This is a genomic window from Pseudarthrobacter sp. NPDC055928 (assembly GCF_042270935.1).
GTDB lineage: Bacteria > Actinomycetota > Actinomycetes > Actinomycetales > Micrococcaceae > Arthrobacter.
Window position 1 is genome coordinate 235,577 of record NZ_JBHJZH010000004.1, and the last position, 24,414, is coordinate 259,990.

At 66.1% G+C, this 24,414-nt stretch carries 20 protein-coding genes and 3 tRNA genes; 7 read left to right on the top strand and 16 right to left on the bottom strand.

Annotated features, from left to right (window positions below; genetic code table 11):
* Positions 1-3: 3 nt before the first annotated feature.
* The 5 genes from ACFC25_RS07910 to ACFC25_RS07930 all read right to left on the bottom strand — a co-directional run bounded on the left by ACFC25_RS07910 (position 4) and on the right by ACFC25_RS07930 (position 3,515).
* Positions 4-1,677: an ABC transporter substrate-binding protein gene (locus ACFC25_RS07910; RefSeq protein WP_376044691.1), complete on the bottom strand. Its 1,674-nt coding sequence runs from the start codon at positions 1,675-1,677 to the stop codon at positions 4-6.
* Positions 1,678-1,755: 78 nt separating this feature from the next.
* Positions 1,756-2,772 carry a LacI family DNA-binding transcriptional regulator gene (locus tag ACFC25_RS07915; protein WP_376044735.1) on the bottom strand — a complete coding sequence of 339 codons (1,017 nt, stop codon included), beginning with the start codon at positions 2,770-2,772 and terminating at the stop codon, positions 1,756-1,758.
* Positions 2,773-3,152: 380 nt separating this feature from the next.
* Positions 3,153-3,228 (bottom strand) — tRNA-Phe (locus ACFC25_RS07920).
* 48 nt (positions 3,229-3,276) lie between these two features.
* A tRNA-Asp gene (locus ACFC25_RS07925) sits at positions 3,277-3,350 on the bottom strand.
* 92 nt (positions 3,351-3,442) lie between these two features.
* Positions 3,443-3,515, bottom strand: a tRNA-Glu gene (locus ACFC25_RS07930).
* Positions 3,516-3,684: 169 nt separating this feature from the next.
* Here ACFC25_RS07930 and ACFC25_RS07935 point away from each other — a divergent pair.
* Complete coding sequence (locus tag ACFC25_RS07935) at positions 3,685-4,707, top strand: PHP domain-containing protein (protein ID WP_376044692.1); 1,023 nt, start codon at positions 3,685-3,687, stop codon at positions 4,705-4,707.
* 16 nt (positions 4,708-4,723) lie between these two features.
* On the opposite strand, the gene ACFC25_RS07940 is transcribed toward ACFC25_RS07935, so the two are convergent.
* Complete coding sequence (locus ACFC25_RS07940; RefSeq protein ID WP_376044693.1) at positions 4,724-5,419, bottom strand: DsbA family protein; 696 nt, start codon at positions 5,417-5,419, stop codon at positions 4,724-4,726.
* 117 nt (positions 5,420-5,536) lie between these two features.
* Between ACFC25_RS07940 and ACFC25_RS07945 the strand changes: the two genes are divergently transcribed.
* The 3 genes from ACFC25_RS07945 to ACFC25_RS07955 are packed head-to-tail and all read left to right on the top strand — an operon-like array spanning position 5,537 to position 7,925.
* Positions 5,537-6,511 (top strand): DMT family transporter, encoded by a 975-nt coding sequence (locus ACFC25_RS07945; protein WP_376044694.1) that lies wholly within the window; start codon positions 5,537-5,539, stop codon positions 6,509-6,511.
* A gap of 23 nt (positions 6,512-6,534) precedes the next feature.
* Positions 6,535-6,963 (top strand): metallopeptidase family protein, encoded by a 429-nt coding sequence (locus ACFC25_RS07950; protein ID WP_337347095.1) that lies wholly within the window; start codon positions 6,535-6,537, stop codon positions 6,961-6,963.
* A gap of 41 nt (positions 6,964-7,004) precedes the next feature.
* Positions 7,005-7,925 (top strand): cation diffusion facilitator family transporter, encoded by a 921-nt coding sequence (locus tag ACFC25_RS07955; protein WP_337351795.1) that lies wholly within the window; start codon positions 7,005-7,007, stop codon positions 7,923-7,925.
* Between the two features lie 93 nt (positions 7,926-8,018).
* Here the strand turns inward: ACFC25_RS07955 and ACFC25_RS07960 are convergent, their stop codons facing one another.
* From ACFC25_RS07960 to ACFC25_RS07970, 3 genes are read right to left on the bottom strand one after another with little or no spacing between them, the layout of a single operon-like run.
* Entirely contained in the window at positions 8,019-8,549 is a 531-nt protein-coding gene (locus ACFC25_RS07960; protein ID WP_376044695.1) for a hypothetical protein, read from the bottom strand.
* Positions 8,549-9,478 (bottom strand): DUF692 domain-containing protein, encoded by a 930-nt coding sequence (locus ACFC25_RS07965; RefSeq protein ID WP_376044696.1) that lies wholly within the window; start codon positions 9,476-9,478, stop codon positions 8,549-8,551. Before ACFC25_RS07965 ends, ACFC25_RS07960 begins: the two co-directional genes overlap by 1 nt.
* The gene (locus tag ACFC25_RS07970) at positions 9,441-10,352 is read right to left on the bottom strand and encodes a TIGR04222 domain-containing membrane protein (RefSeq protein ID WP_376044697.1); all 912 of its coding nucleotides are present in this window, start codon (positions 10,350-10,352) and stop codon (positions 9,441-9,443) included. The genes ACFC25_RS07965 and ACFC25_RS07970 overlap by 38 nt, the downstream gene beginning before the upstream one ends.
* Positions 10,353-10,635: 283 nt before the next feature.
* Here ACFC25_RS07970 and ACFC25_RS07975 point away from each other — a divergent pair, with 283 nt between their 5' ends.
* Positions 10,636-12,090: a C40 family peptidase gene (locus ACFC25_RS07975; protein WP_376044698.1), complete on the top strand. Its 1,455-nt coding sequence runs from the start codon at positions 10,636-10,638 to the stop codon at positions 12,088-12,090.
* A 63-nt stretch (positions 12,091-12,153) separates the two neighbouring features.
* On the opposite strand, the gene ACFC25_RS07980 is transcribed toward ACFC25_RS07975, so the two are convergent.
* The 5 genes from ACFC25_RS07980 to ACFC25_RS08000 form a co-directional block, all read right to left on the bottom strand.
* Positions 12,154-12,903 carry an ABC transporter permease gene (locus tag ACFC25_RS07980; RefSeq protein ID WP_376044736.1) on the bottom strand — a complete coding sequence of 250 codons (750 nt, stop codon included), beginning with the start codon at positions 12,901-12,903 and terminating at the stop codon, positions 12,154-12,156.
* Positions 12,904-13,063: 160 nt separating this feature from the next.
* Positions 13,064-14,107 carry an ABC transporter ATP-binding protein gene (locus ACFC25_RS07985; RefSeq protein WP_376044699.1) on the bottom strand — a complete coding sequence of 348 codons (1,044 nt, stop codon included), beginning with the start codon at positions 14,105-14,107 and terminating at the stop codon, positions 13,064-13,066.
* Positions 14,108-14,178: 71 nt separating this feature from the next.
* Positions 14,179-15,480: a hypothetical protein gene (locus tag ACFC25_RS07990; protein WP_337347102.1), complete on the bottom strand. Its 1,302-nt coding sequence runs from the start codon at positions 15,478-15,480 to the stop codon at positions 14,179-14,181.
* An 85-nt stretch (positions 15,481-15,565) separates the two neighbouring features.
* Positions 15,566-18,385 carry a PEP/pyruvate-binding domain-containing protein gene (locus ACFC25_RS07995; protein ID WP_376044700.1) on the bottom strand — a complete coding sequence of 940 codons (2,820 nt, stop codon included), beginning with the start codon at positions 18,383-18,385 and terminating at the stop codon, positions 15,566-15,568.
* Positions 18,386-18,531: 146 nt separating this feature from the next.
* Positions 18,532-19,569, bottom strand: coding sequence for a universal stress protein (locus ACFC25_RS08000; RefSeq protein ID WP_337347104.1), 1,038 nt, complete (start codon positions 19,567-19,569; stop codon positions 18,532-18,534).
* A gap of 428 nt (positions 19,570-19,997) precedes the next feature.
* On the opposite strand from ACFC25_RS08000, the gene ACFC25_RS08005 reads away from it, so the two are divergent.
* On the top strand, positions 19,998-20,657 hold the full coding sequence (locus tag ACFC25_RS08005; RefSeq protein ID WP_376044737.1) for an NAD(P)-binding protein: 660 nt from the start codon (positions 19,998-20,000) through the stop codon (positions 20,655-20,657).
* Positions 20,658-20,736: 79 nt separating this feature from the next.
* Here ACFC25_RS08005 and ACFC25_RS08010 read toward each other — a convergent pair whose 3' ends face one another.
* Positions 20,737-21,351, bottom strand: a complete 615-nt coding sequence (locus tag ACFC25_RS08010; RefSeq protein WP_376044701.1) for a copper resistance protein CopC — start codon at positions 21,349-21,351, stop codon at positions 20,737-20,739.
* Between the two features lie 111 nt (positions 21,352-21,462).
* Here ACFC25_RS08010 and ACFC25_RS08015 point away from each other — a divergent pair, with 111 nt between their 5' ends.
* Entirely contained in the window at positions 21,463-22,905 is a 1,443-nt protein-coding gene (locus ACFC25_RS08015; protein WP_376044702.1) for an NCS2 family permease, read from the top strand.
* 40 nt (positions 22,906-22,945) lie between these two features.
* Here ACFC25_RS08015 and ACFC25_RS08020 read toward each other — a convergent pair whose 3' ends face one another.
* On the bottom strand, positions 22,946-24,250 hold the full coding sequence (locus ACFC25_RS08020) for a cation:proton antiporter (protein WP_337347107.1): 1,305 nt from the start codon (positions 24,248-24,250) through the stop codon (positions 22,946-22,948).
* Positions 24,251-24,414: the final 164 nt, after the last annotated feature.

Consider the following 24,414-nt stretch of genomic DNA (forward strand, 5'->3'; position numbering starts at 1 on the left):
CGCTTACTTGCGCGGTTCCAGCGAGGTCAGGACCAGGACCGTGGTGGGTGAGCGTTCCGAGAGCGTCGCGTAAGGGTTGTCCTCCGTGGGCCAGCCCGTGAAACGGGTGTCGTTGAAGGCGCCCCAGACCGGTCCGGAAAACAGTGGCACCAAGGGCGCGGCGTCGTTGTACTCCTCCTGGAGTTTGACGGCGATGTCCTTCTGCTTGGACTCGTCGGCCTCCGCCGCGAACTCGGCGAGCAGCGCGTCTGCCTCGGCGTCCCCGAAGCGGTGGTAGTTGTCGAAGGTTTTGGTCCCCACCGGCTTGACCGTTGCGGTGCCCATGGAGGTGTTGAAGTACTTGTAAGGGCTGGGATCGTTGGCGCTCCAGACGATGCCCGAGTCGAAGTCCCCCGTCTCATAGCTGGCTACCACCGCGGCCCAGTCCGGGGAATCAACCTTGGCCGTCACGCCGATCTCAGCCAGGTTCTGGGAAATGACGTTGGCCACCGACAGCCAGTCGGACGAGGAAGCTCCTACGGAGATCTTGAACTCGAAAGGCTTGCCGTCTTTCAGCGTGCGTTTGCCGTCGGCTCCCGTGGCGTAGCCGGCTTTGTCCAGCAGCGCGTTGGCAGCGTCCACGTCCAGTTTGGTCCAGGTGCAGCTGTCCTTGACGTCGGCGCTCTTCCACTTTTCATAGTTGCCGGAAAGACCCGTGCAGTCGGCCGGTTTGGCGTAGCCGCTCATGCCGATCTTGGTCACCTGGTCGCGGTCCACGGCCATGCTGAGGGCCTTGCGGACGTCAACGTCGTTGAAGGGTGCCTTGGCGGTATTCAGCTGCCAGTTGATCATCGCGCCCGTGGCCGGGAACCAGTACTGGCGGTGATCTGGGTCCTTCGAAACGAAAGTCTTCTCGATGTTGGGCATGTACTGCGGGGCCCAGTCCACGTCGCCGTTCGCGGCGGCGAGGTTGGCGCCGTCGTTCCCCGCGAAGGCGAGCATCTTGATGCCAGCGATTTTCTGCTTTTCCGGCTGCCAGTAGTTGGGGTTCTTCTTCAGCACGAAGGACTGGGCCTGGAAGCTGTCCACCTCCGTGTAGGGGCCGGTGCCGACCGGTTTGGCGTTGGCGTCCTTCTCCGGATCGGCCAGCGCGGACCAGATGTGCTTGGGCAGGATGGTGAGCTGGCCCAGGTCGTAGAGGGCCGGTGACCACGGTTTGCTGAAGTTGAACTTCACCTTGTTGGTGCCCTCGGGGGCCACGTTTTCGAGGTAGTCGTAGCCGCCCTTGATCTTCTTTTGGAGTTCGAAGGTGTAAGCGATGTCGTCGGCCACCAGCGGCTGCCCGTCGGACCACTTCACACCGTCGCGCAGTGTGAAGGTGATGGACTTGCCGTCCTCTGCTGCTTGCCACTCCGTGGCGAGCCACGGAGTGGTTTCGCCATTGGCCGGGTTGAAGATCAGCAGGGACTCGTAGATCGACTGCTGCACCATGGGGTTCAACGTGGGTGCGAACGGGTTGAAGTTCTGGACGAACGTGCCCATGTCCTCACGCGGGATCGTGAGTAGTGCGCTCTCTGACGAGCCGCCGCTGGCGCCTGTACTGCCCTGGTTGGCCGAGCAGCCCGTGAGCAGGAGGGCACCTATTGCCAGGGTGGCCGCCGTGATCCGGGCAGGCCGGAAGAATCGCTGTTGTGTCATGATGGAGTTCTCTTTCCTCTCTTCATCGCTGAAGGTGAAGGTGTGGTTGGGGTTTGCTGTTCAGTAGTTGATTTGCCGTCAGACTGAATAGCGTTCTAGCAGCGGACAGTCGACCATTTGCTGATGTGCAGTGATCGGCTGTCCGGCTGTAAGGCTTGCGAGTGTCTGGACACCCAGCGCACCCATCTCCTCGAAGGGCAACGCAACCGTGGTCAGTTTTGGCCTAAGGTAGGCCGCAATGAGTTCCTGGTTGTCGAAGCCGATCACGGCGATGTCTTGGGGGATGGCGAGCCCGCGCTCCTTAATGGCGTCATAGGCGCCCATGGCCATCCGGTCGTTGAGGCAGAACAGGGCAGTTGGCCTGCCTGCCCCCGCTTCAAATTTGTCAAGGATTTCGCAGGCGGCCTCGTAGCCGCCATCCGCCGTCGCGTGGCCCGACACGATGAGTTCAGGATCGAGTTCCAACCCTGCTTCGGCGAGTGCTTCGCGGCATCCCTCCAAGCGCCCGACAGCGGCGGGGATGTCAGGATCCAGGTTGACGACACCGATCCGGGAGTGTCCGGCCCGGAGCAAACGTTCGACGGCGACACGGCCGCCGGCGCGTTCGTCCGGGACGATCGAGGGCAGCTTCCCATCCGCGTCGAAGCAGTTGATGAGGACGGTGGGCACCTCGTGGGCGCTTTGGGGAACGTGCACGGCCCTGTGGTAGGTAGCCGCGTAGAGAAGCCCTTCCACTCTTTGTTCCAGCAGCTTTTCAACGGCGGCATCTTCCATGCCCTGGTTGGGTCCTACGGCATCGGCCTGGTCGGAGGGGGCGATGAGCAGGAACCTGCGGTCCAGCCAGGCCTGGTCCTGGGCGCCCTTGATGATGTCGACGGCGAAGGGTGCCGTGACGATCTCAGTCACCAGTCCGTACCAGTCACTCCGCTGCGAAGCCAGGGCCCGCGCGCCGGCGTTGGGCCGGTAGCCCAGCGTCTGGACAGCTTCGAGGATGCGGTGCTTGGTGTCTTCGGAGATGCTGGAGTTTTCCCGGTTGCTGAGGACGAAGGAAACGGCGGTTCGGGACACTCCGGCGGCCTTGGCGACGTCCGCCATGGTGACACCGCGGTTGATGGGGACCGCCGTCGTCGTTCGCGTGGCTGCGCCTGCCTCCGCAGCGGGTGCGGGTGGGGTGCTGTTCGCCATTGAATGCTCCGGAATTTCTGTCTGGGGCCGGTTCAGTGACCGGCAACTTGAGTTACTAACGCGCGTTACTTGCGCCGTGTGATTTAGGTTACGCGCGTTAGTTGGGTCATGTCAACGGCTAATTTTGGCCACTCCCCTCGAGACGGACTAATCCCCTTGAAACTCCAGGGGGAATTGTCCAAGCGTCGGGGAGAAGCTGCGGGGAGCGAGTACTCGGGGCCGTGGCGCCACCAAGGAGCGCAGCCGTTAAAGAAGAAAAGCACCAGTTCCGAAGAACTGATGCTTCCCAGTGGTGGCTCCGACCGGCGTCGATCCGGTGACCTTTCGATTTTCAGTCGAACGCTCTACCAACTGAGCTACAGAGCCTAGGTGACATGTCACCATGACCGCCGGAATTTCTTCTGGCAATCAGAGCGACCCTGACGGGACTTGAACCCGCGACCTCCGCCGTGACAGGGCGGCGCGCTAACCAACTGCGCTACAGGGCCTTGCATTTCTTGCTTCCGCAGTATCGCTACCGCGTTTTTTCAAGGCTTCCAGCCTACCAGACTTTTTATGCCTGCTTGACCAGTTCCTTGCGTACCCCCAACGGGATTCGAACCCGTGCCGCCGCCGTGAAAGGGCGGTGTCCTAGGCCGCTAGACGATGGGGGCCAGAACCCGTTCGGAGCAAAAAGAAAAGGCTTCGAGCCGAGGCTGTCAGTCTTTGTCCTTCGCAGTTCCTCCGAACTGGACTCTAAAACTATAGGGCCTCAGCCGGGATAATCCAAAATCGGCCCCCGCACACCTGACCAAAGCACCCGGAAGCGGCGAAGATGTACAGATGGATGCCGTCGCCGCGCTCAACGAAATTGCTTTCTGGCTGGAGCGCGAACGCGCCGCCACGTTCAAGGTCCAAGCTTTCCGGAAGGCAGCGGGCATCATCGCTGACCTGGAGCCCGCCGAACTGGAAGCGCGGGCGCACGATGGCAGGCTCAAGCGCATGAAGGGAATCGGCGACCGGACGTACGAAGTGATCCGCCAGGCCGTGAATGGCGAAGTGCCGGACTACCTGGAGGACCTGCGCCAGCGCAGCACAGGAACGCTGGCGGAGGGCGGCAACGAACTTCTCTCATCCCTCCGCGGTGATCTCCACAGCCACAGCGACTGGTCCGACGGCGGATCCCCCATCTCGCTGATGGCGGAGGCCGCGCAGGTGCTGGGTCGCGAGTACCTGGCGCTCACTGACCACTCCCCCAACCTCAAGGTTGCCAACGGGCTCAGTGCTGAACGCCTCACTGAGCAACTCGACGTGGTGGCCGGGATCAACGCCGGCACGGGCAAAAACGGCTTCACCCTCCTCGCCGGAATCGAGGTGGACATCCTGGAGAATGGTGAGCTGGACCAGGCTCCCGAAATGCTGGACCGGCTGGACATTGTGGTGGCCAGTGTCCATTCAAAACTGCGGTCGGACCGGAGCACCATGACCCGGCGCATGCTGGCGGGCATTCGCGATCCACACACGAACGTGTTGGGCCACTGCACCGGCCGCCTGGTGGAAGGATCGCGCGGGACACGTCCGCAGTCAGAGTTCGACGCCAAGAAGGTGTTCGCCGCCTGCGCGGAAAACAACGTGGCCGTGGAAATCAACTCGCGGCCGGAGCGGCAGGATCCGCCGGACGACCTGATCCAGCTCGCCCTCGACGCTGGTTGCCTGTTCTCCATTGACAGCGACGCGCACGCCCCCGGGCAGCTGGACTTCCTGCAGTACGGCGCGGCTCGGGCGGCCAGCAACGGCGTTCCAGCCGAGCGCATCATTACCACCTGGCCGCTGGACCGGGTTCTGGAGTGGGCCCGGACGGCCTGAAAAGGCAGCCACTCCGCTACTTCACGGCGTCGGCAAGTTTCTGCCGGAACTCCTGCTTGGTGCTAAGGGCGAGCTTTTCGCCGTCGAGGAAAAACGTGGGCGTACCGGTCACGCCTAAGGCAGTCCCGTCCGTGATGTCAGCCCGGATGCGTTGCTTGGTTTTGTCGTCCGCGACGGCGGCATCGAATGCGGCCAGGTCCAGTCCCAGTTCCGCGGCGAACGTCCTGAAAAGGGGCGCCTGGGATTCGGGATTTCCATGCCACTGGTCCTGGGTTTCGAACAACTTGGCCTGCATCGCTGCGAACTTGCCCTGCTGTGCCGCGGCTTCAACTGCGAGGGCAGCTTGTCCTGAGTTCGGGTGCGATGACAAGGGAAAGTACCGGTTGACGAAGGTGATCCTGTCGCCGAATTCCTCTTTAAGTTCTTCCACGAAGGGATGGATGGAGCGGCAGGCCTCGCACTCGAAGTCCAGGAACTCCACGAGCTGCGCCTTTTCCGCCGCCGGAGTGGTGAGCCGGTGGCTGTCAGTCCGGACAAGCTGTTCGCTGCCGGCCTCCCCGTTGCCGGCCACCGGCGGATCCTGCGACGGCTTGTTCGTTGTCAGCACCGCATACCAGGCCGCGCCTCCAACCACGATGACGGCCAGCAGGATCCAGATGACGAGGCGTATTCGCTTAGCGGTGTTCGGCGACGATGTTGCAGCTGAGACCATGAAACGCATCCTAATCGAGGCCCCAGCCATCCCCGCGCGCGCCTTTGGCAGGAACTCGACTAGACGTGGCCGATTTCCGCCAGCCGCGGTTATCGTGACGCGGCTAGATTGGGCAGCATGGCAACCACCTCCCGCACCAACTCTGCGACCTCAGCGACGCCTTCTGCCTCCCCCAGCCGCATCAACGCCCTCGGCATCGCGGCCGTGGCCGTCACCGTGGTGCTTTGGGCGTCGGCGTTCGTGGGCATCCGCGCGATCGGCCCCACATTTTCCCCCGGCTCCCTGACGCTGGGCAGGCTGGCGGTTGCCGCCGTCGTGCTTGGCGCCGTTGTGCTGCCGCAGCTGCTGAAGTCCAGGAAGCTGCCGCAAGGGCGGGAGTGGTGGCCGATCCTGGCCTACGGCGTGATGTGGTTCGGCGGCTACAACGTTGCCCTGAACGCCGCCGAGCACCTGCTGGACGCCGGCACCAGCGCCATGCTGATCAACGTCTCTCCCATTCTCATTGCCGTTCTCGCCGGCGTCTTCCTCAAGGAAGGCTTCCCGCGGTGGCTGATTATCGGCAGTCTCGTGGCGTTCTGCGGCGTGGCGCTGATCGCGTTTGGCTCGGGTTCAGGTTCAGGTTCGGGTTCAGGGGACGGTTCGACGACGGACGTTGCCGGAGTGCTGCTCTGCCTCCTGGCCGCCGTGCTCGCCGCCGTCAGCGTCATCATCCAGAAGCCGGTGCTCCGGAAATTCCCGGCCGGCCAGGCCACGTTGTTCGGAATCCTGGTGGGAGCCGTTTGCTGCCTGCCGTTCACCGGTCAGCTCGTCTCAGAGCTGCAGTCAGCCCCGCTGCCGGCAACCCTGGGGCTGCTCTACCTGGGCGTTTTCCCCACAGCCATCGCCTTCACCACCTGGGCGTATGCGCTGTCGCTGATCGACGCCGGCAAACTCGCCGCCACTACCTACCTGGTGCCGGGGGCCACGATCCTGATCTCGTGGCTGGTGCTCAGCGAAATCCCCACGATCTGGGGGCTCGTGGGAGGCGTGGTCTGCCTGGTGGGCGTGGGCCTCACGAGGCGTCGGTCCCGCGGACGCCGAAACGCTGCCTAGGGGTTTCCCGCTAGAGTCGGAGTATGCCCGCACACCTCCCGCCCGGACTTCCCATCATCCCGGACGGCCCGCAGGAGACCCCTCCGTTCTCAATGTCCGACGACGAATTTGAGTCAGCGGTCAGCGACGCCCTGAACCGGATCCCGCCCAAAATCGCCCAGGCCATGGACAACGTGGCGGTCTTCATCGACGACGACTACGTTCCCGGGCCCGATGAGGATCCGGACACCGTCCTGCTGGGACTCTACGAGGGAGTCCCCCTGACGGAGCGTGACTCCTGGTGGGACGCCGGTTCCCTGCCGGACCGGATCACGATCTTCCGCCAGCCCATCCTGGACATCTGTGAGTCGCGAGACGAGGTGGTCGAAGAGGTGGCTGTGACCGTCATCCACGAAATTGCCCACCACTTCGGCATCGACGACGAGCGGCTGCATGAACTCGGGTGGGATTAGCGGTCCCATGTTTGAGTAGCCCACGGACTAGCCTTGTAGGCATGGGACACGACCACCACCATTCGCACGGGATGACCGCAACAGGCCGGCACCGCAAACGGCTGATTGCTGTCTTGGCCATAACGTTGGCTGTGGTAATGGTTCAGGTGGTGGGTGCGGCCCTGTCCGGATCGCTGGCGCTGCTGGCAGATGCCGGCCACATGCTCTCTGACGCGGCAGGGGTGACTATCGCGCTGCTGGCCGCCTGGATTGCGGGCCGCCCCGCGAGCGACCAGCGGACCTATGGCTACCAGCGCGCCGAAGTCCTGGCAGCGCTGGCAAATGCCCTGATCCTGATTGTGATTTCCGTCGTCATCTTCTCCGAAGCCATCAGGCGTATTGGATCGACGCCCGAGGTCCAAACCGGAATCATGCTCTTCGCTGCAATCCTGGGCATGGTGGCCAACGTGGTGTCCCTGGTGATCCTGCAAGGTGGGCACAAGGAAAGCCTGAACGTCCGGGGCGCCTACCTGGAGGTGCTCGGGGACCTGCTCGGGTCCATCGCCGTCATCGTCGCGGCAGTGGTCATCCTGCTCACCGGTTATCAAGCCGCCGACACCATAGCCTCAGTGGTGATCGCCCTGATGATCCTGCCCCGAGCATGGACCCTGCTGCGTGACGTGGTGGATGTCCTCCTTGAAGCAACCCCGAAAGGCGTTGAGGTGAAAATGATCCGCGAGCACATTCTTTCGGTTGACGGCGTGTCCGACGTCCACGACATCCACATCTGGACCATCACCTCGGGGGTGCCGGTATTTTCGGCGCACGTTGTGGTGGAGGACGGGGTTCTCAACGCCCGCGGCGCGGACCAACTGCTGGACAAGCTGACCACATGCCTTGGTTCCCACTTCGATACCGAGCACTGCACGTTCCAACTTGAACCTGCCAGCCATTCCGAGCACGAGTCGCAGCAGCACGCCTAGCTTCCCGGCGGCGCGGGGCCCGGGCCGGTGGCAGACGGCATCGCGATGCAGGAAAACACACGGCTCATGGACATCCGGCGCCTGTGCAGATGGTCAGCGGGGGCCGCGCACCCAGACCCAGCGACGGTGGCTTCCGGCAGCCCACCAGCGGCCTGCACCCACCCGCACCTGCCTTACACCGAACCAGCGGGCCGGGATCCGGCGGCCGTCCGGCGCAGGCGAGGTGTCCATCCGCAGCATCAATGCTTCACGAGTGGCCGCCGTGGGCAGCCGGCCTTCATGATCCAGGAAATCAACCAGCGCGGCGCCGTCGGCAAAGGAGCCAACCCGCGGCCGGGGCGGGTGCGAAAGATGCCAGTTGAAATACAGCTCCCAAAGCGTGGGGTCTGAGCGGACTTCGGCCGCCAGTGCCGGAAAATGCTGCCCGATGCCGCCGAGCCGTTTCCTGGCCAGGCCCAGCCTGACAGCGGCCAACCGTTGGGGATCAAATCCGTCGGGAACAGGACCGTGGGCCACCAGCGCGGCCACCAGCTCCTGTTGCCGCGCGGCAAGCACGGAACGTGCCACGGACAGCCCGGGTTCGGCGTCGGGAGCGTCGCCTGCCATGGATTCCGCCGGTCCCATTAGCCGGCGCCCCGTGCTGCAGCCCCAGGCGTGACGCGTGGCATGCCCGCGGCATCCGCGATCGAGTCCAGCTCGGCAAAGAAGGCCGGTTCGGGCGGGAAGTTGCCGTCGCGCTCCAGCATGAGTGGCAGCGGACCTGCCACGCGAACGAGTTCTGCGGCCAGCTCCAGCACTTCCACGGGCACCGGTTCCTGGTGGGTGTCCTGGTAGAGCCCATCCAGCACCTGTCCCCCGGCAATGTGGCAGTAGGCAATCCGCTCGAGCGGAAATTCAAGGAGTGCGGCCAAAGGCTCGCGCCCATTGTTTATAGCGTTGGCGTAGACGTTGGCCACATCGAGCACCAGGAGCGCACTGGTGCGGTCCAGCAACTCTGACAGGAACTGGCCTTCGGTCATGGAGTTATCCGGCCATTCCGCCAGCGCCGCGATGGGCTCGAGGGCCAGCGGAACGCCAAGGCCGGCCTGCGCTTGGCGGACATTCGCGGCCAGCACGAGCAGTGAGTCCTGGTTCCGCGGTACGGGAAGCAGGTGTCCGGCTTCGAGGAGGTCTGCGTGCGGTGCGCCGGCAGGGACCTCGCCGCCGGACCGAACAAAGGCAATGTGTTCACTGACAAGGGGGGCATTGATTGCTTCGCCCGCCGACCTCAGGTGCGCGAGCCGGGTCTGGTCCACCTCGGCGGCTGACCCAAGGGACAGCGAGATTCCGTGTGCGACGGCGGTCAGGCCACCGTCGATCAGCTCCTGCAGGGGTGCCGGGACGTCAATGCCGTGGCCATGATCGTGCAGGTTTTCGGCCACTACCTCGGCAAAGGAAAGGCCGGCCAGGCGCGCAATGGGTTCGGCCAGCCCCGGCCGCCAGCCGATGCCCAGGCCAGGCGAAAGCAGGCCACCGCTACCCACCACAACCGCCGCCGCCGCAGCTTCCGCCACCGCTGCAGGAGGAGCTGCCGCCGCTGCCCGACGATGAGGATGAAGACGTAGAGACCGGATCCCCATAGTACGTTCCGCCGCTGGCACCAGCCCCGGCGGCGGGAACGCCCATGGCCGAAGCGTAGGCGGGCGCGGCCGTCCACAGGCCGGCGGCGCCAAAGAGCGCTGCCCCCAGGGCAAGCCGGAAGGGGGCAACACCGGCGTAACCGGCCGTCTTGTCCGGCCGGAGGTCCTGGTTCTCCCGCCGCAGTTCACGGAGAACTTGGATCCCCGGCTGGGTGATGGCGGGGATCTTCGCCGTGAGGACAACAAAGGCGAAAATTCCTGCCATGACTGCGCCCACCAGGTTGACGAAGTCCCGGCCGTTGAGCATACCGGCGATGATGCGCACCACTCCCAGCCCCAAAAGCAGCATGATGGCCCATTTCAGGGCCTTCAGGACGAGCATCACTCCGCGGCCGCGGACCAGCCCGAGCCGGGCAAGACGCCGGTGGCGGTCGCGAAGCCGGCCCTGGACAGACGGATCTGCCATGCATGACTTGGGCGTGGACCCGGGGTACCTGGCCGTCCCGGCGACAGCCTGGAGCAGGGGGTCTTGCCAGTTGGCGTCCAGGAAGCGGCGTTCCTCCGTTGAAGGCTGCCCGCTGCTTTGGTGGGTCCAGACCCAATGGCTGACGGAGACAGCATGGAACGGACCGCCGCTAAGGTAGGCCAGATCCAGCGGCGCGAGGGAATGCGGATCGACCTTCCGGTAGAGGGGAAGAAGCCCGCCGGTGAACAGCCGAAGCAGAAAGACGGACGCTGCCAGCAAACACCCCGCCGTCAGGTACCACCCCAAAAAGTCAGGACCCTCGATTCCCCATGTCGGTTCCATGCCCAGTTCCCCCCGTTACTCGTCCTGCCACCAATGCTACGGTCCCGGTGCCGCGGTAGGACATGGCGTGAACTCCCCATGTGGACAACCGGCATCATCCACGACACGCCGCCACGAAATGCACTCGCAGGCCGCGCGTGTTGTTTATGTTATTGATGTGACCAGTGTTGCCAAAGTGCAATGGCTCACGTAGCCTCTGAATGCTGAGGGATCGGCAGACGGGCACTGAGTGCCGTCCACCAGGCCTCGCTCCCCAGCCCAACGATGCTGCGAGGTTCTGCGAATGGCTTCACCCGGATCCGGTCCGAAGACCGCCCTGCTTGGCCTCGCCGTCGTACTTCTTGCAGGCATCCCGGCTCCGGCCCATGCTGTCCCTGCACCGCCGGCCCAGGCAGTTGCGCTGCCTGCAGCCGCGTTGCCGGCTGCCCGGGTGCCGGGAACGCCGGAGGTCCCCTCTCCTGAAGACATCGCTGCGGCAAAAGCCAGTGAAAGCGCGACGGCGGACCAGGTCACCGCCATTGAACGCCTCCTGGCCGACGCCGCCCGTGCCCAGGCGCTCACTTTCGCGGCGGCGATGCAGGCAAACAACACCTACAGCGACGCGCTCGTGGAACTTCAGTCGCGGCAAGCAACCGCCGAAGCCGCCACCGCCCGGGCGAAATCCGCAGGGCTGGAGCAAGACAAGACCCGCAAGCAGGTGGGGCAACTGGCCGGGGACCTCTACCGCAACGGCGGCATGAACCCGGCCCTGACCACCTTCGTCACGGGCGGCGGGGACGTCCTGGGGCAGGCTGCGACCCTTGAAGCCATCTCGGCAAGCCGGAGCCGTGCGTTCGAATCCGCGGCGAACGCGGCGTCGGCAGCCACGTCGCTGACGGAAGCGGCCCAGGACGCCAACAGGGCAGCAGACGATGCCGCCCGGAACGCCGAGGCCCGCAAGACCGAGGCCGAACAGGCCAACGCCGCCCAAGCCAAGACTGTGGCCGATGCAGCCGCACAGCGGACGGTCCTGGTGGACCAGCTTGCCCAGTTGCGAAACACTACGGTGGCCCTCGAATCGGCCCGGGTTGACGCACTGGACCGGCAGCGTGAGGAGGCAAGGCTCGCTGCCCTCAGCGCCGAGGCCGACCGGGCTGCCGCCGAACAGGCTGCGGCTGAGCAGGCTCCTGCCCGACAGGCCTCAGCAGGCAACATACCGGCCGCACCCGCAGCGCCCGCACCTGCTCCAGCGCCCGCAGCGCCGGCGCCAGCTCCAGCTCCAGCGCCGGCACCTGCTCCCGCACCAGCACCAGCGCCCGCTCCAGCGCCGGCACCTGCTCCCGCACCAGCGCCCGCCCCAGCACCAGCACCAGCGCCCTCACAAGGCGGCTCCAACGAAACCGCCATCTCGGTGGCCATGACCAAGGTTGGTGCACCGTTCTACTACCAGTGGGGCGGCACCGGCCCGTACGGCTTTGACTGCTCAGGCCTGGTCCAGACGTCTTTCGCCGCGGCCGGCAAGTACCTCCCACGCACGGCCGCGCAGCAGTACGCTTCGGCGCCGGTCCATGTCCCGATTTCGCAGGCCCAGCGCGGTGACCTGCTCGTGTGGGGCTCCGCGCCGAACTTCTATCACGTAGCCATCTACCTCGGAAACGGCCAGGTGGTGCAGGCGCTCAACCCCCAGGAAGGGATCGGCGTCACCTCACTGAGCAGTATGGCCGCCATGCAGTTGTACCCGTACGCAGCCCGCTACTGACGCCACGGGTTACCGACGCGACATGTGCTGGCCGCACCGGCTTGGCACACTGGGCAGCGAACCTCAGGACAGGACGTCCTTGGTGACGAACCTGCCGTAGGCGAGCGCACCGAACACGGCCACGTAGCCTGCCTGCAGCAGCGCATTGCTGGCAAAGGAATCCCACAGCACCGGCTGCCGCAGCAGGTCCCCAAATCCAAGCCAGTAATGGCTGAACAGCCATGGATGCAGCCATTCCAGCTGGGGCAGCTGGTCCAGGACCTGGGACACCACTGACAGGACCACCGTGGCGGCCATCGCCCCCACCGGGACAACCGTCAGCGTGGACAGGAAAAGGCCGATCGCTGACAGCCCTGCCAGCGACACCGCCAGGTATGCCGCGATCAGTACCAGGCGGAGGGCAGCTTCCGGCGGCTGGACCACGTCGCCGGACAGCAGGGTGACTGGCCCTATGGGAAACAGCGACGCGCCGATGGCGGCCCCAGCCAAGGCAACCGTGACAGGCGCCGCCAGGCAAAAAGCCAGCGCGCCGGCATACTTCACCAGCAAAAGCCTCACTCGGCCGGCGGGTGCCACCAGCAGGTACCGGAGCGTGCCCAGGCTCGCCTCCCCGGCGATGGTATCCCCGGCAACCACCCCCACGGTGAGGGGAAGGAACAACGGGACGGACACCAGCATCGCGGTGACCGCCACAAAGAGTCCGTTCTGGGCAATCCGGTCCAGGAAGGCGGGCCCCCGGCCCGCCGGGACGCTGGATGAGACCCGGACTGCGACGGCGATCAGCACCGGAATCGCGGCCAGCGCCAGGAGCATGGCCCAGGTTCGGCGGCGCCTGAAGAGGACGCCCAGTTCGGAACCCAGGAGTGGGATGCTGGACGCGGCGCGGTCCGGTGCGGTGAGGCCCTCGGAGACTCCGCGGGCCTGACCGCCCGACTGTCGCCGCGGAAGCCTGTTGGGCAACTCGCCGGGCACGCTACTGGGCAACGTCGAACCCCTCCCCCGTCAGCGCCACGAAACGGTCTTCGAGGCTCTCGCGCTCAACCGAAAATCCGCGCACCCGCACCCCGGCCTCCACCAGCCGGGCAACGATCTCCTCCGGTGCCAGCGCACCGGACAGCTCAGTACCGGACAGCGCCCCGGACAGCTCAGCACCGGACACTTCTGCACTGGGCCCGTCACCACCGGGCCCTGCCGTGAACGTTCGGCCTGCCGTGACCGCCGTCGTTGCGGTGACCACCTCCCCGTCGGCTTCGGGGCTGCCAGCCACGGGAGTCATCCCCAGCCGAGCCAGGACACCAAAGGCGGTCCCGGCGTCGGGTGTTAACAGGCGGATCCTGGCTTCGCCAGCCTGCCGAAGTTCCGAGAGCGGGCCTTGGGCAACGAGGCGGCCGGTACTCATGATGGCGGCGTGCGTACAAATCTGTTCCACCTCGGCCAGGAGGTGGCTGGAAACGAACACGGTGGCGCCGTCGGCGGCCAGCGAGCGGACCAGGTTCCGCACTTCCCGGGTGCCCTGCGGATCCAGCCCGTTGGTGGGCTCGTCCAAAACAAGGAGTTCGCGCGGGGACAGCAACGCGTTTGCTATCCCGAGGCGCTGCTTCATGCCCAGCGAGTAGGCATGGACGCGCTTGCCGGCAGCATGTGACAGGCCAACCCGCTCCAGCGCCTCACCCACCCGGGCCCTGCGCGTGGCAGGGCGCGCGTGGCGGCTCGCGGCGTCCAGCCGGTGCAGGTTGGCGGCCCCGGACAGGAACGGATAAAACGCCGGCCCCTCCACGAGGGCTCCCACGCGCGGCAGGACTTCATGGAGCCGGTTCGGCATGTCGAGCCCCAGGACGCTGACGGTGCCGGCCGACGCCGCCGCGAGGCCGAGCATCATGCGGATGGTGGTGGTTTTTCCGGAACCATTCGGCCCCAGGAAACCAAACACTGAACCTTGGGGCACCGCCAGATTGACGCCGTCGACGGCGACCTGGTGGCCGAACCGCTTGGTCAGGCCCTGCGTTTCGATGGTCAACCCGGCTGTGCCTTTTCCGGCCCCCGCCCCGGTTGTCCCTGCCCCTGTTGCGGTGCCGCCCTCAGCGGCTGTCACTTGGCCACGGCGCCCGCTGCGGCCTGCAGCCGCTCCGGCGGAACCATACCCACGAAGATGCGCCCGTCGTCGGTAATCAGCACGTTGACCAAAGTGGTGGACAGCAGCCGTCCACCGGGAACGACGACGGCGGCCTGGGACAGGAACGGATCCGCCAGCAAGGATTCGGTCAACGCGGATCCTTGCCCGGTTGGTGGCGCCGGGAACCCGATCACGGTCTCCCAGCCGGTGCCGGTCAGGGTGGGCCGGGCCACGTCAGGCATGGCATGGGTAGGCGCGGCCTCCAGAAGCGCATCAGGGGTGATAACCGTGCCAGGTGATCCCGGGAATCCCGAGGTGAACGGCCAGGGCCGGGCGCCGGGAAGCGGCAGCTGAAGTTCCTTGACCGTGGCACCGGGCGGCGGGGCGAAGTTGAAGAGCGAATCCTCTGGTGCGGCCAGGGACAGGCTGGTGAATCCGGCTTGGAAGGCAGGTTCCGCGTGGCCACGTGCCGTCACCGATACCTTCAGCGGCAGTCCCGTTTCACCATCGACGGCGATCGCAACCTGTCCCACGAGGGTCCCCTGCGTCCGGGGCTCGAGCACTAGGTTGTAGGCCGCCCGTCCGGCGACTTCGACGTCCGTTCCTACGGTGACCTGGGTAGTGCTGTCCACAGCGGCAAGCAGCCTGGTAGCTATCTCCTCCGGCGTCGGAACGGAGTACTCCGGCATCGGCACAGGCATGTCAGGTGCAGTGCCGCTGTCCGGTGGGCTGGGTGGCTTCGGGGCGGCGGGGTCCTGGGCCGGCGGTGCAGGGTCAACCTGCGGTTCGGGCAACGGCTTCGGTTCAGGCGGCGGTGCCGGCAGGGGCAGGTCCCGGGCGAAGGCCGGAAGCGTCAGGTGCGCGGCCGAGTTGTCCCTTGAGTTGTAGAACCAGACCTCGCTGTCCCTGCGGATGACGTCGCGCTCCGCGAGTCGGTCCACGAGTTGGATCCTGACCTTCGCCGGACCGTCCAGGTATACCCTCGCGGTGTGCTGGCCGGTCAGTAGTTCGGCGATCGAGGCTACTCCCCCGGCCGCCGCCGGTCCGGACGACGGACCGGTCTCCGGCAGTTCCGGCAAGCCGAGCTCGGAGGTTTGCTCTACGGTGCCGGAGAGGGTTTTTGTCTGGTGTTCGCCGAGCAGGGCCAGCACCTGCGCCGCAGTTTTCTCAGGCAGCGGGTCCCCTGCGCGTGCGGGGATAGAACCCGCCAGCACTCCGGCGGCAATGACGGCCGGTACTGCGGCGGCGGGAACCCACCGCAACCATGCGCGGTTCATTCAAACCACACCCCATCCTTGGAGCCCATAGGTTCAGGTTACGCCTGCCAACGGCGCCGTACACTACCCGTCTTTGGCGCAATGGCTACCCGGGGACCACGGTTCCGGCAGCGCCATCAACCGTGATTTTTTGCCCATTGGACAGCAGGATGGTGGCGTCCGGGACACCCACCACGGCCGGGATCCCATACTCCCGCGCCACCACGGCACCGTGCGAATTGGGGCCGCCCATTTCCATCACCAGGCCGCCCGCGGTCAGGAACAAGGGCGTCCAGCCGGGGTCCGTGGACGGCGCCACGAGGATCTCCCCCGGTTCCAGATGGGCGCCCACCGGGTCCAGGATGACCCGCGCGGTCGAGCTGACGGTGCCCGCGGACGCCGGGCTGCCGCTGAGCGTCCCGGGCACCGCTGGTGCGGCGCCCTGACCGCCCGACGGCACGGCCTCCGGTTCAGTACCGTCCGAAAGGAGCACCCGGGGCACGTGGCGGCGTTCCAGTTCGAGGGCGTAAGCTTCCCTCCGCCGTCTCACGAGGCTGCGCAGGTCCTGCCCGTCGGCAGCGTTGTCACCGCCAGGCGCCCCTGTCTTTCGTCCGTTGAGCCCCTGGCGTGCCTCGCTGAAATCCAGGAAGAAAATGTCGTCCGGATCGGCGATGCTTCCGGCTGCGGCGAGTGCCGCCCCCACCTGCTGAAGCTGGTGGCGCACCTCGGCGAGGCCTACCACGATCTGGTACTTCGGCAGTTCGCGCAGGCCAGCGAAAAGCCTGGCGCGCCGCAGCGCTGCACGCACCACCATGCCGCGGAGCCGGCCGCGGCTCCGGGCTTCTGCCACCAGGCGCTCCACGGTTTCCTTCGCCTGCTCCTCGGCTGTGCTGAACTGCACGTCCGGTGCCAGCGAGGAATCCTCCAGCCGGAGGTAGTTGGCCAGCACCCCAAGGATGTGCGTGGGGTCATCGGACCAACGCGGCATACCGACATCGATCTCCGCCACCGCCCGTTGGCCGTATCTGTCCATAAAACGGGCAAGGCCGGTTTGCAGGACGGCCGGCAGCTGGCCGGCGCTGTATTGTTCTGCCAGCGCCGCAGGCGCCTGGTTCCTGACCACGGCGGAGGATCTGCCGTCGTCCCTGACTACTGTGGCGAGCCGCCATAATTCCAGGTCCATCTCGGTGGTCACGTTGTTGGGCAGCCCCCGCAGCACCTTCTGGAGATCGTCCCACCGGTGGCCGCCCAGCAGCTTTCCCGTCAGTCCCAGCATGGCGAACCCCAGGGCCGGGAGGGGAAGCACTGCCGGCACAATCGGGAAGAGGCGGTTGCCGAGGAGGAATTCGGCGTGTTCGAGTCGCTCCGCAGGCGTGGCCCCGGGCCCGAGCTCCAGGGATTTCCCGAACTCGCGGGAAAAACGGTTCACCCGCCGGAGTGCGGCTTCTGGCCTGAACAGGGCACGGAGGAGCGTCTCAGGTGCCCGGGCGTGCACTGCCGCCGGAACCACGTGCCGGAGCAGGCCGATCGGTGTCCTGTTGGTCACCGAAAACCTAGGGTCCTCGAACACGCGCCGTAGCACCGCGGCTGATCGGGCCTCCATCACGTCAAACACCCGGGGAACGATCCGCCGGCCAGTGGTGCTGCGGGCCACCGTGGTCAGGTCGAAGTAAATGCGTTGCCCGGCTTCCACATACGGTGGCGGACCGTTGCGGGGATCCGGCACGTCAAAGCGGGCGGCCCGCGCCACCGACGAGGCGATCAGCCTGAAAGCGGCCAGCCCCATGGGCGTGATGGGGCGGGTGAGGCCCTGGGCCAGGCTGAAGCACAGGTACACGCGGGTTCCGGCCCGGGCAGCTGCCCTCTCCGGCAGCGGATAAAGGGTGGTGATGGGCCGCGACTGCGTGAGCCACAGCCTGCCATCGTGGTCGATGGCCCACTCCGTGTCCTGCGGGAAGCCGAAATGCTGCTCGACCCGCAGGCCTAGCCGGGCAAGGTCGGCCGCCTGGCTGTCGGTCAGGCAGGCGTCCGTTTCCGCGTTGGGCACGTCCAGGGTTTCAGTTCCGCCGCCGGGCAGCGGGCGCACCACCAGGCGTTTGTCCCCCAGGCGCCGCTCGAGGACCTGCCCCGTGCTGGGGTCCACCACAAAGTGGTCCGGGTTGACCGAGCCGGAGACCACGGCTTCGCCGAGGCCCGGGCTGGCATCGATGACTGCTTGCTGCCGCCGGCCCGTCAGTGGGTTGGCGGTAAACATCACCCCTGCCGTGGTGGCGTCCACCATCCGCTGCACCACCACGGCGAGCGCAACGGTGGAGGCGTCTATGCCCAGTTCGGCGCGGTAGCTGACGGCGCGGTCGGTCCAGAGCGAGGCCCAGCAGTTCCGGACGGCTTCCACGACGGCGGCGGCCCCCACCACGTTGAGGTAGGTGTCCTGCTGGCCGGCAAAGCTGGCGGAAGGAAGGTCCTCGGCTGTGGCCGAGGACCTGACTGCAACAGGCACGTTCTCTCCCAGCGCCGCGTACGCCTCCCCAATGGCGGCGGCTATGTCACGGGGCACCGGGTTTTCTCCAATCAGGTCCCGTGCACGCCCTGCCAGCGCGGCGAGTACCGGCAGGTCGCCATGGGCTGTGCCGTTCCCAGCCTGGCCGTTCCGTGCACGGCGGTTCCGAGCCTGCTCGTTCAGCGCCTGGTGGACGCTGGCCAGGGACCGCCCGGCGGACTGTTCCTGTTGCCCGTCCCCCTGCAGGCCCTGCCCGCCGCGGGCCGTTGCCAGGCGGTACGCCTCGGTGGTGAGGCAGAAGCCGTCCGGTACGGGCAGCCCGGCGGACATCAGCTCACCAAGGTTTGCGGCCTTTCCACCGACAAGTGCCACCATCGCGGAACGAACATGCTCCAGTCCCAGGACCGGGCCAAGGGGGTCTGGCATTTCCATGCCTCCTGATCGTGAGGCCTGCACGTGAGTCTGGAGACGGAGCTTTCGAGCGGTGTCTTTGGACTATGGCTTAGCGCGGTGCTTTAGAACGCTGGCTTAGGCCGCTGACCTGGCGGCTGACTTGGGCGGTGGGGCAGGCGTCAGGCTGCGCCGAGGATGGGACCGAAGCTTGCCCTGTCAGCGAGCCGCGGATCCTCCCGGTCCGGGACAACAAGGACGGGCCCCTTCGCGTGGTGCAGTACGCCGTCGGAGGTTGAGCCCAGGAGCATGCCGGCAAAGCCGCCGCGTCCGCGGGTTCCCACCACGATAAGTTCCACGTGCCTGCTGGCTTCCACGAGGACATCCACGGGCGAGCCGTCCTTCAGTTCGGATTCCACGGGCAGGTGTGGGTAGTGGCTCTTGAGCCACGCCATCCCGGCATCCAGCTGGACCCGGATATCGGCGAAGAGGGCCTTGCGGTCCATCGGTGCCGGGACCCAGGCGAGCGAGCCGCTGTACTGGGGAACCGCGCACACCACACGCAGCGTTGCGCCGAGGCGTTCGGCCTGGGACGCGGCTTCCAAAACGGCGACACGTGCCTGCTCGGACCCGTCAACGCCCACCACCACCACGTTCTCCACGGGCTGGTGGCCGGACTTGGCCTGTTCGGCTTTGATCCTTTTGTCCTCGGTGGTCTCCCCCAGCCGGTCGGAGCAGATCAGCGGAACCGTCACGGTGGGGCACTTGGCGTGCGCCGGAAGCGCGCTGCTCACGGACCCGAGAAGGCGGCCCACAAAGCCGCCCCGGCCGCGGGTCCCGAAAACCAACAGCTCAGCAGACTCGGACATCTCCAGCAGCACGCCGGAAGCGTCGCCGTTTTCAACCGAGGCATCAACATCGATGTTGTAGCCGGACACCTTGTCCAAGGCCTGCTTGACGATCGCTTCAGCCCCTTCACGGATCACCGAATCGTCCACGGTGGCGTAACCGCCGTCCAGTCCGGACGCAGCGAAGATCGGCACGGAGTATGCGGTGACGATATGCAGGGGGCGGCGACGGCGCTCAGCCTCGCGGGCCGCCCAGACAAGGGCACACTGGCCATGATCCGATCCGTCAACGCCCACCACGATTCCCAAAGGAGCGGTGGAACTCTCGCCGTTGTCCCGTGCCGGGTCCGGATGCATCTCTTGTGCGCCCATGGGGGCCGCCTCCTCGCGATACTGCCTGATGTTGCGGCTATTCTGCCAGAAGCAGGCCGTTCCGCGTGCACCTGCCGGACAGCGACGCACCCGATCCGGAAAGCCTGCCTCCACTTCTCACTATTCTCGGTCCACAGGCTCTTAGCAAGCATGTGCAGGGCTGCAACGGGAAGTTATCCACACCCGGTTTCGCTGCCGGCGGAAAGCGTATTCAAAACCTGGTTCGACGCGAAAAGAATGTTTGCGGTTGGGCTATCCATGGACCTTTTTGTTCTGTAGTCTTCGAGGCACTGCTGGTCCGGGATGCTCTATGTCAGAACGTCCCGGGCCAGCTATTGCGACCGGACTTTGGGGGTAACGGAGCGAGAGCATGGCGATGATGCCTGCGTTTGCCCACACCTTCGAAGGAGGAAACTGTAGTGTCAAGCATGCCTGTGAATGGCGGGACCGAACAGACCACCACGGTGATTATCGGCACAGGCCTCTCAGGCTTGGCCGTGGCCGCCGAACTGCGCCGCAGGGGTGTGCACTCAATCGTGGTGGACGGGCTCGACATCCTGGGCGCCGGACAACCGGCCAATACCGCTTCGCTGCAACGCTGCGACGCAGCCGACTCCGTTTCCCTCCGGGAGCGGAACGAAATCCTCCGCCACCTGCGCAATTATGCGGCCAGCCACCAGGTGGACGTCCGCAACACCACCCGCGCCATCCAGCTGAGCATGGTCCGCCCGGCGCCGGTCCAGGGGGCCATGGCCGACGGGGCAACGGCCGAAGGGGCGGCATCGCACATGTGGGAGGTGCGCACGCCCACCGGCGTCCTGCTTGCCGACCACATCGTCCTCACCCGCTGCGCCCACAGCCAACTGCGCCGCATGCTGAGCGATTTCGGCATTGCCGTGGGACGCAACCTGGTGGCCGCGATGCGGGCTATCGGCATCTACCTGGTGGGGGTGGGCGACCTGATCACGCCATCGCCCAAGGAAGTCCTGCGCCAGGCTAAGACCGTGGGCCAAGCGATCTCCTCGAAAGTCCACCCGGAGAACGCACCCACCATGCTCACCAGCACTTTCGCCGTCCTCCCCGCGTAGGGCCTGCGCTGACTCACCCCCGCGGGGAGTCCCGCCTGCCGGGAGTCCCGCCTGCCGGGACGGCGGCAATCCGCCCTTGCTATGGGCTGTCTTCTTCGTCGCCGCCCGCGGCCAGGCGCCGTTTGGCGAGGATGCCGATGGCCGCCAGAAGGCCCACGGCCACGGCCGCGAAGATCACCAGGCTCCAGGGGAACGGCTGGGATGCGTCCTGGGCGGGCAACGGGTTCGCGGTGATGCCCGGCTGCGCTGAAGCCATGCCGGGGACGGCAGGGCCCGACGTCGATCCTGCTCCGGGTGCCGCACCGGCGGCAGCCGCCGTGGCGGTGAACCCGAACGTCCCCTCAATGGGGTGGGAATCCGAACTGACCACCCTCCAGCTCACCGTGTAGGCTCCGGCAGGAGCGCCGGCCTTGAGCTTTTGGGAGGCCACGTTGTCGACGATCTCGACGCCGCCGTCCGCCCACTCAGCACCTGCCGCGTCCTTCACGGAGAACTGCGAGCCAATGCCCAGGGGATTGTTGTTGAAGGTGACCGAAACGGTTTCCGGTGGCGTGGCCACGGTAGCGCCTTGGGCGGGGCTGCTGGATTCAGCGGCGTCGTGGGCTGAGGCAGGTCCGGCCAGTCCCAGAATCAGGGCGGCGAGGACGAACGAACCGAGCACGGCGCTCAGAAACTGGCGGCGGATGGAACGCATGCTTGGACTGCTCCCTTGTGTTGGCTTCCTTACAGACTAGGCGAATTTGCCGGCCGGCCGCCCTGACGGCCCATAGGATTCAACTATCCCCACGACTCCCCCGGAGGACTAATGCTTAAGCAAGGCTCTGCACTGGACCGGTACTTCAAGATCACCGAGCGGGGGTCCAACCTCTCCCGCGAGATCCGCGGCGGGTTCGCCACCTTCTTCGCCATGAGCTACATCGTGGTGCTGAACCCGCTGATCCTCTCCGGCGCCGACTCCAGCGGCAACTCCCTCGGCTTCCCTGCCGTGGCTGCCGTGACCGCCTTTGTGGCCGGCATCCTCACCATCCTCATGGGGGCCTGGGCAAAGCACCCGTTCGCCTTAGCCACCGGCCTGGGCGTGAACGCCTTCGTGGCCGTCACCGTGGCCACCAACCCGGGCCTGACCTGGCCGGACATGATGGGCCTGGTGGTGCTTTCCGGCGTCACCATGCTGATCCTGGTCCTCACCGGCTTCCGGACCGCTGTGTTCAAGGCCGTTCCGGACGGCATCAAAACCGCCATTGTGGTGGGCATCGGCCTGTTCATTGCCCTGATTGGCCTGGTGAACGCCGGCTTTGTCCGCCGTATCCCCGACGTCGCCGGAACCACGGTCCCCGTGGGCCTGGGCTTCGACGGCAAGCTCCTGGGCTGGCCAACTGCAGTGTTTGTGTTCGGCCTGGTCCTCACCATCGCCCTGGTGGTGCGGAAGGTCAAGGGGGCCATCCTGATCGGCATCATCGCCTCCACCGTCATCTCCGTAATCCTGGAGCTGACACTGCACATCGGACCCAGCGTCGCCCCGGACAAGCCGTTCAACCCTCAGGGCTGGTCCCTGGTTGCTCCCGCTTTCTCGGGATGGGCCGCCCCGGACCTCTCGCTGATTGGCAAGGCCAACCCGTTCGGCGCCTTTGAGCACTTGGGCTTCGTGGCCGCCACCCTCCTGGCCTTCGTGATCCTGCTCAGCATCTTCTTCGACGCGATGGGCACCATGGTGGGCCTGGCCAACGAGGCCGGCACGGTGGACGAACACGGCAACATCCCCGACGTCGACCGTGTCCTGCAGGTGGACGCCCTCGGCGCCATCGTCGGCGGCGGCGCTTCGGTCTCCTCGAACCAGATCTTCGTGGAGGCCGGCGCAGGCATTGGTGAAGGCGCGCGAACCGGCATTGCTTCCATCGTCACCGGCCTGCTGTTCCTGGTGGCCATGTTCTTCACGCCCTTGATCAACCTGGTGCCTTTCGAAGCCGTGGCTCCGGCCCTGGTGGTTGTTGGCTTCATGATGGTGTCCCAGGTGGGAAAGATCGACTGGCAGGACTGGGGCATTGCCCTCCCGGCCTTCCTGACGATCACCCTGATGCCGTTCACGTACTCGATCGCCAACGGTTTGGGCGCCGGATTCATTGGTTACGTCCTGATCCGCGTCGTGCAGGGACGGGTCAAGGATGTCCACCCGCTCATGTGGGCGGTGGCCGGTGCCTTCCTGCTGTTCTTCGCGGTAGGACCGATTGAGGCCGCGCTGGGAATGTAGTTCAACGCGGCTTCACGGCGGGCTCATAGGCAGCCAAGGCTCACACCGGCGTAGTAGGGGCCTTGCCTTCATCGCCGGACTCCGCGACGGCCTTTCGCTCGCGGAGACGGTCCAGCCGGTTCATGAGCGGCGAGGTGGTGGCCCCATGGATCACGATGGACAGGGCCACCACCAGCCCCACAAAGGACCACAGCCACTCGGCCTGCTCCGAGAACTGCCCTTTGCCCAGGGCATACGCGAGGTAGTACAGGGAGCCGATGCCCCGGATCCCGAAGAAGGAAAGGGCAATGCGCTCCCGCGGGCCGGTCTTTCCGCCCAGCAACCCGACCCAGCCGGCTGCCGGCCGCACCAAGAGCAGGAACGCCAACGCGACCAGGAACTCCGTCCAGCCGATGCCCGCCAGGAGTCCGCGGGCAATCGCACCGCCGAGCAGGACAAGGATCACCACGGTCATGAGCCGTTCGAGCTGCTCCACATAGGAGTGAAGCACGCGGTGGTAGCCGTGGGTATGCTCCGCGGACCGGATGGTCACAGCACAGACAAAGACGGCGATGAAACCATAACCCTCAACCATCTCGGTCAAGCCGTAGGCCAGGAACGTTGCCGCCAGGGCCACGAACCCTTCGGAGTGGTTTGCCAGCCGCATGCTTTCCTTGCTGGCCGAGAAAAACAGCAGGGCCAGCACTTTCCCGATGAGAAAACCCATGAGGACCCCCACGCCCAGCCGCCAGGCCACATCCACGCCAATCCACTGCGGGAACCAGGCCGACGGCGACGCGCCCACCACGCTGATGGCGATGGCGAGGTACACAAACGGGAACGCTAGCCCGTCGTTCAGGCCGGCCTCGGACGTCAGCCCGAAGCGGACTTCGTCCTCCTGGTCCGCTTCTTCCTGTACGTCAGCCGGCTCACCCACCTGCACTTCGGAGGCCAGCACCGGATCCGTGGGTGCCAGGGCTGATGCCACCAGCAGGGCAGCGCCCAGTCCCAGCCCCAGGAACCACAGCCCCAGCAAGGTCAGGGCAATGATGCACAACGGCATGGCTATCCCGAGGAGCCGCCAGGTGGTGGACCAGTTCCGGCGCCCTACGGGCCGGTCCAGGGCCAGGCCCGCGCCCATCAGGGAAATGATGACGCAGATCTCCGAGAGGTGCAGGGCAAGATCGCTGTGCACGATCGGATCCGGATCGGGCAGGCCCGGTATCAGGGAGAAGGCCGCCATCCCGGCGCCGAGGAACACCATGGGCATGGAGAAAGGCGCGTTGCGCAGGAGCTTGGGGAGGATTGCGGCAACAAAAACCGCGGCGCCTGCCACGGCGAAGAGGATGCTGGGCGCTTCAAACATGGTGTTCCGGCCTGCTTCATTGCACTCGGTGTAACTGCCACGGCCCCTGCCCGCGGACAGGGGCACCCATGTGAGGGATTGCTCCACTCTAGCCCCAGTGCCGCCGCACCCCCGCCGCCACACCCCGCCGCCACAGCAGCCGGCGTCGCTGGGTCCGGTGCCCC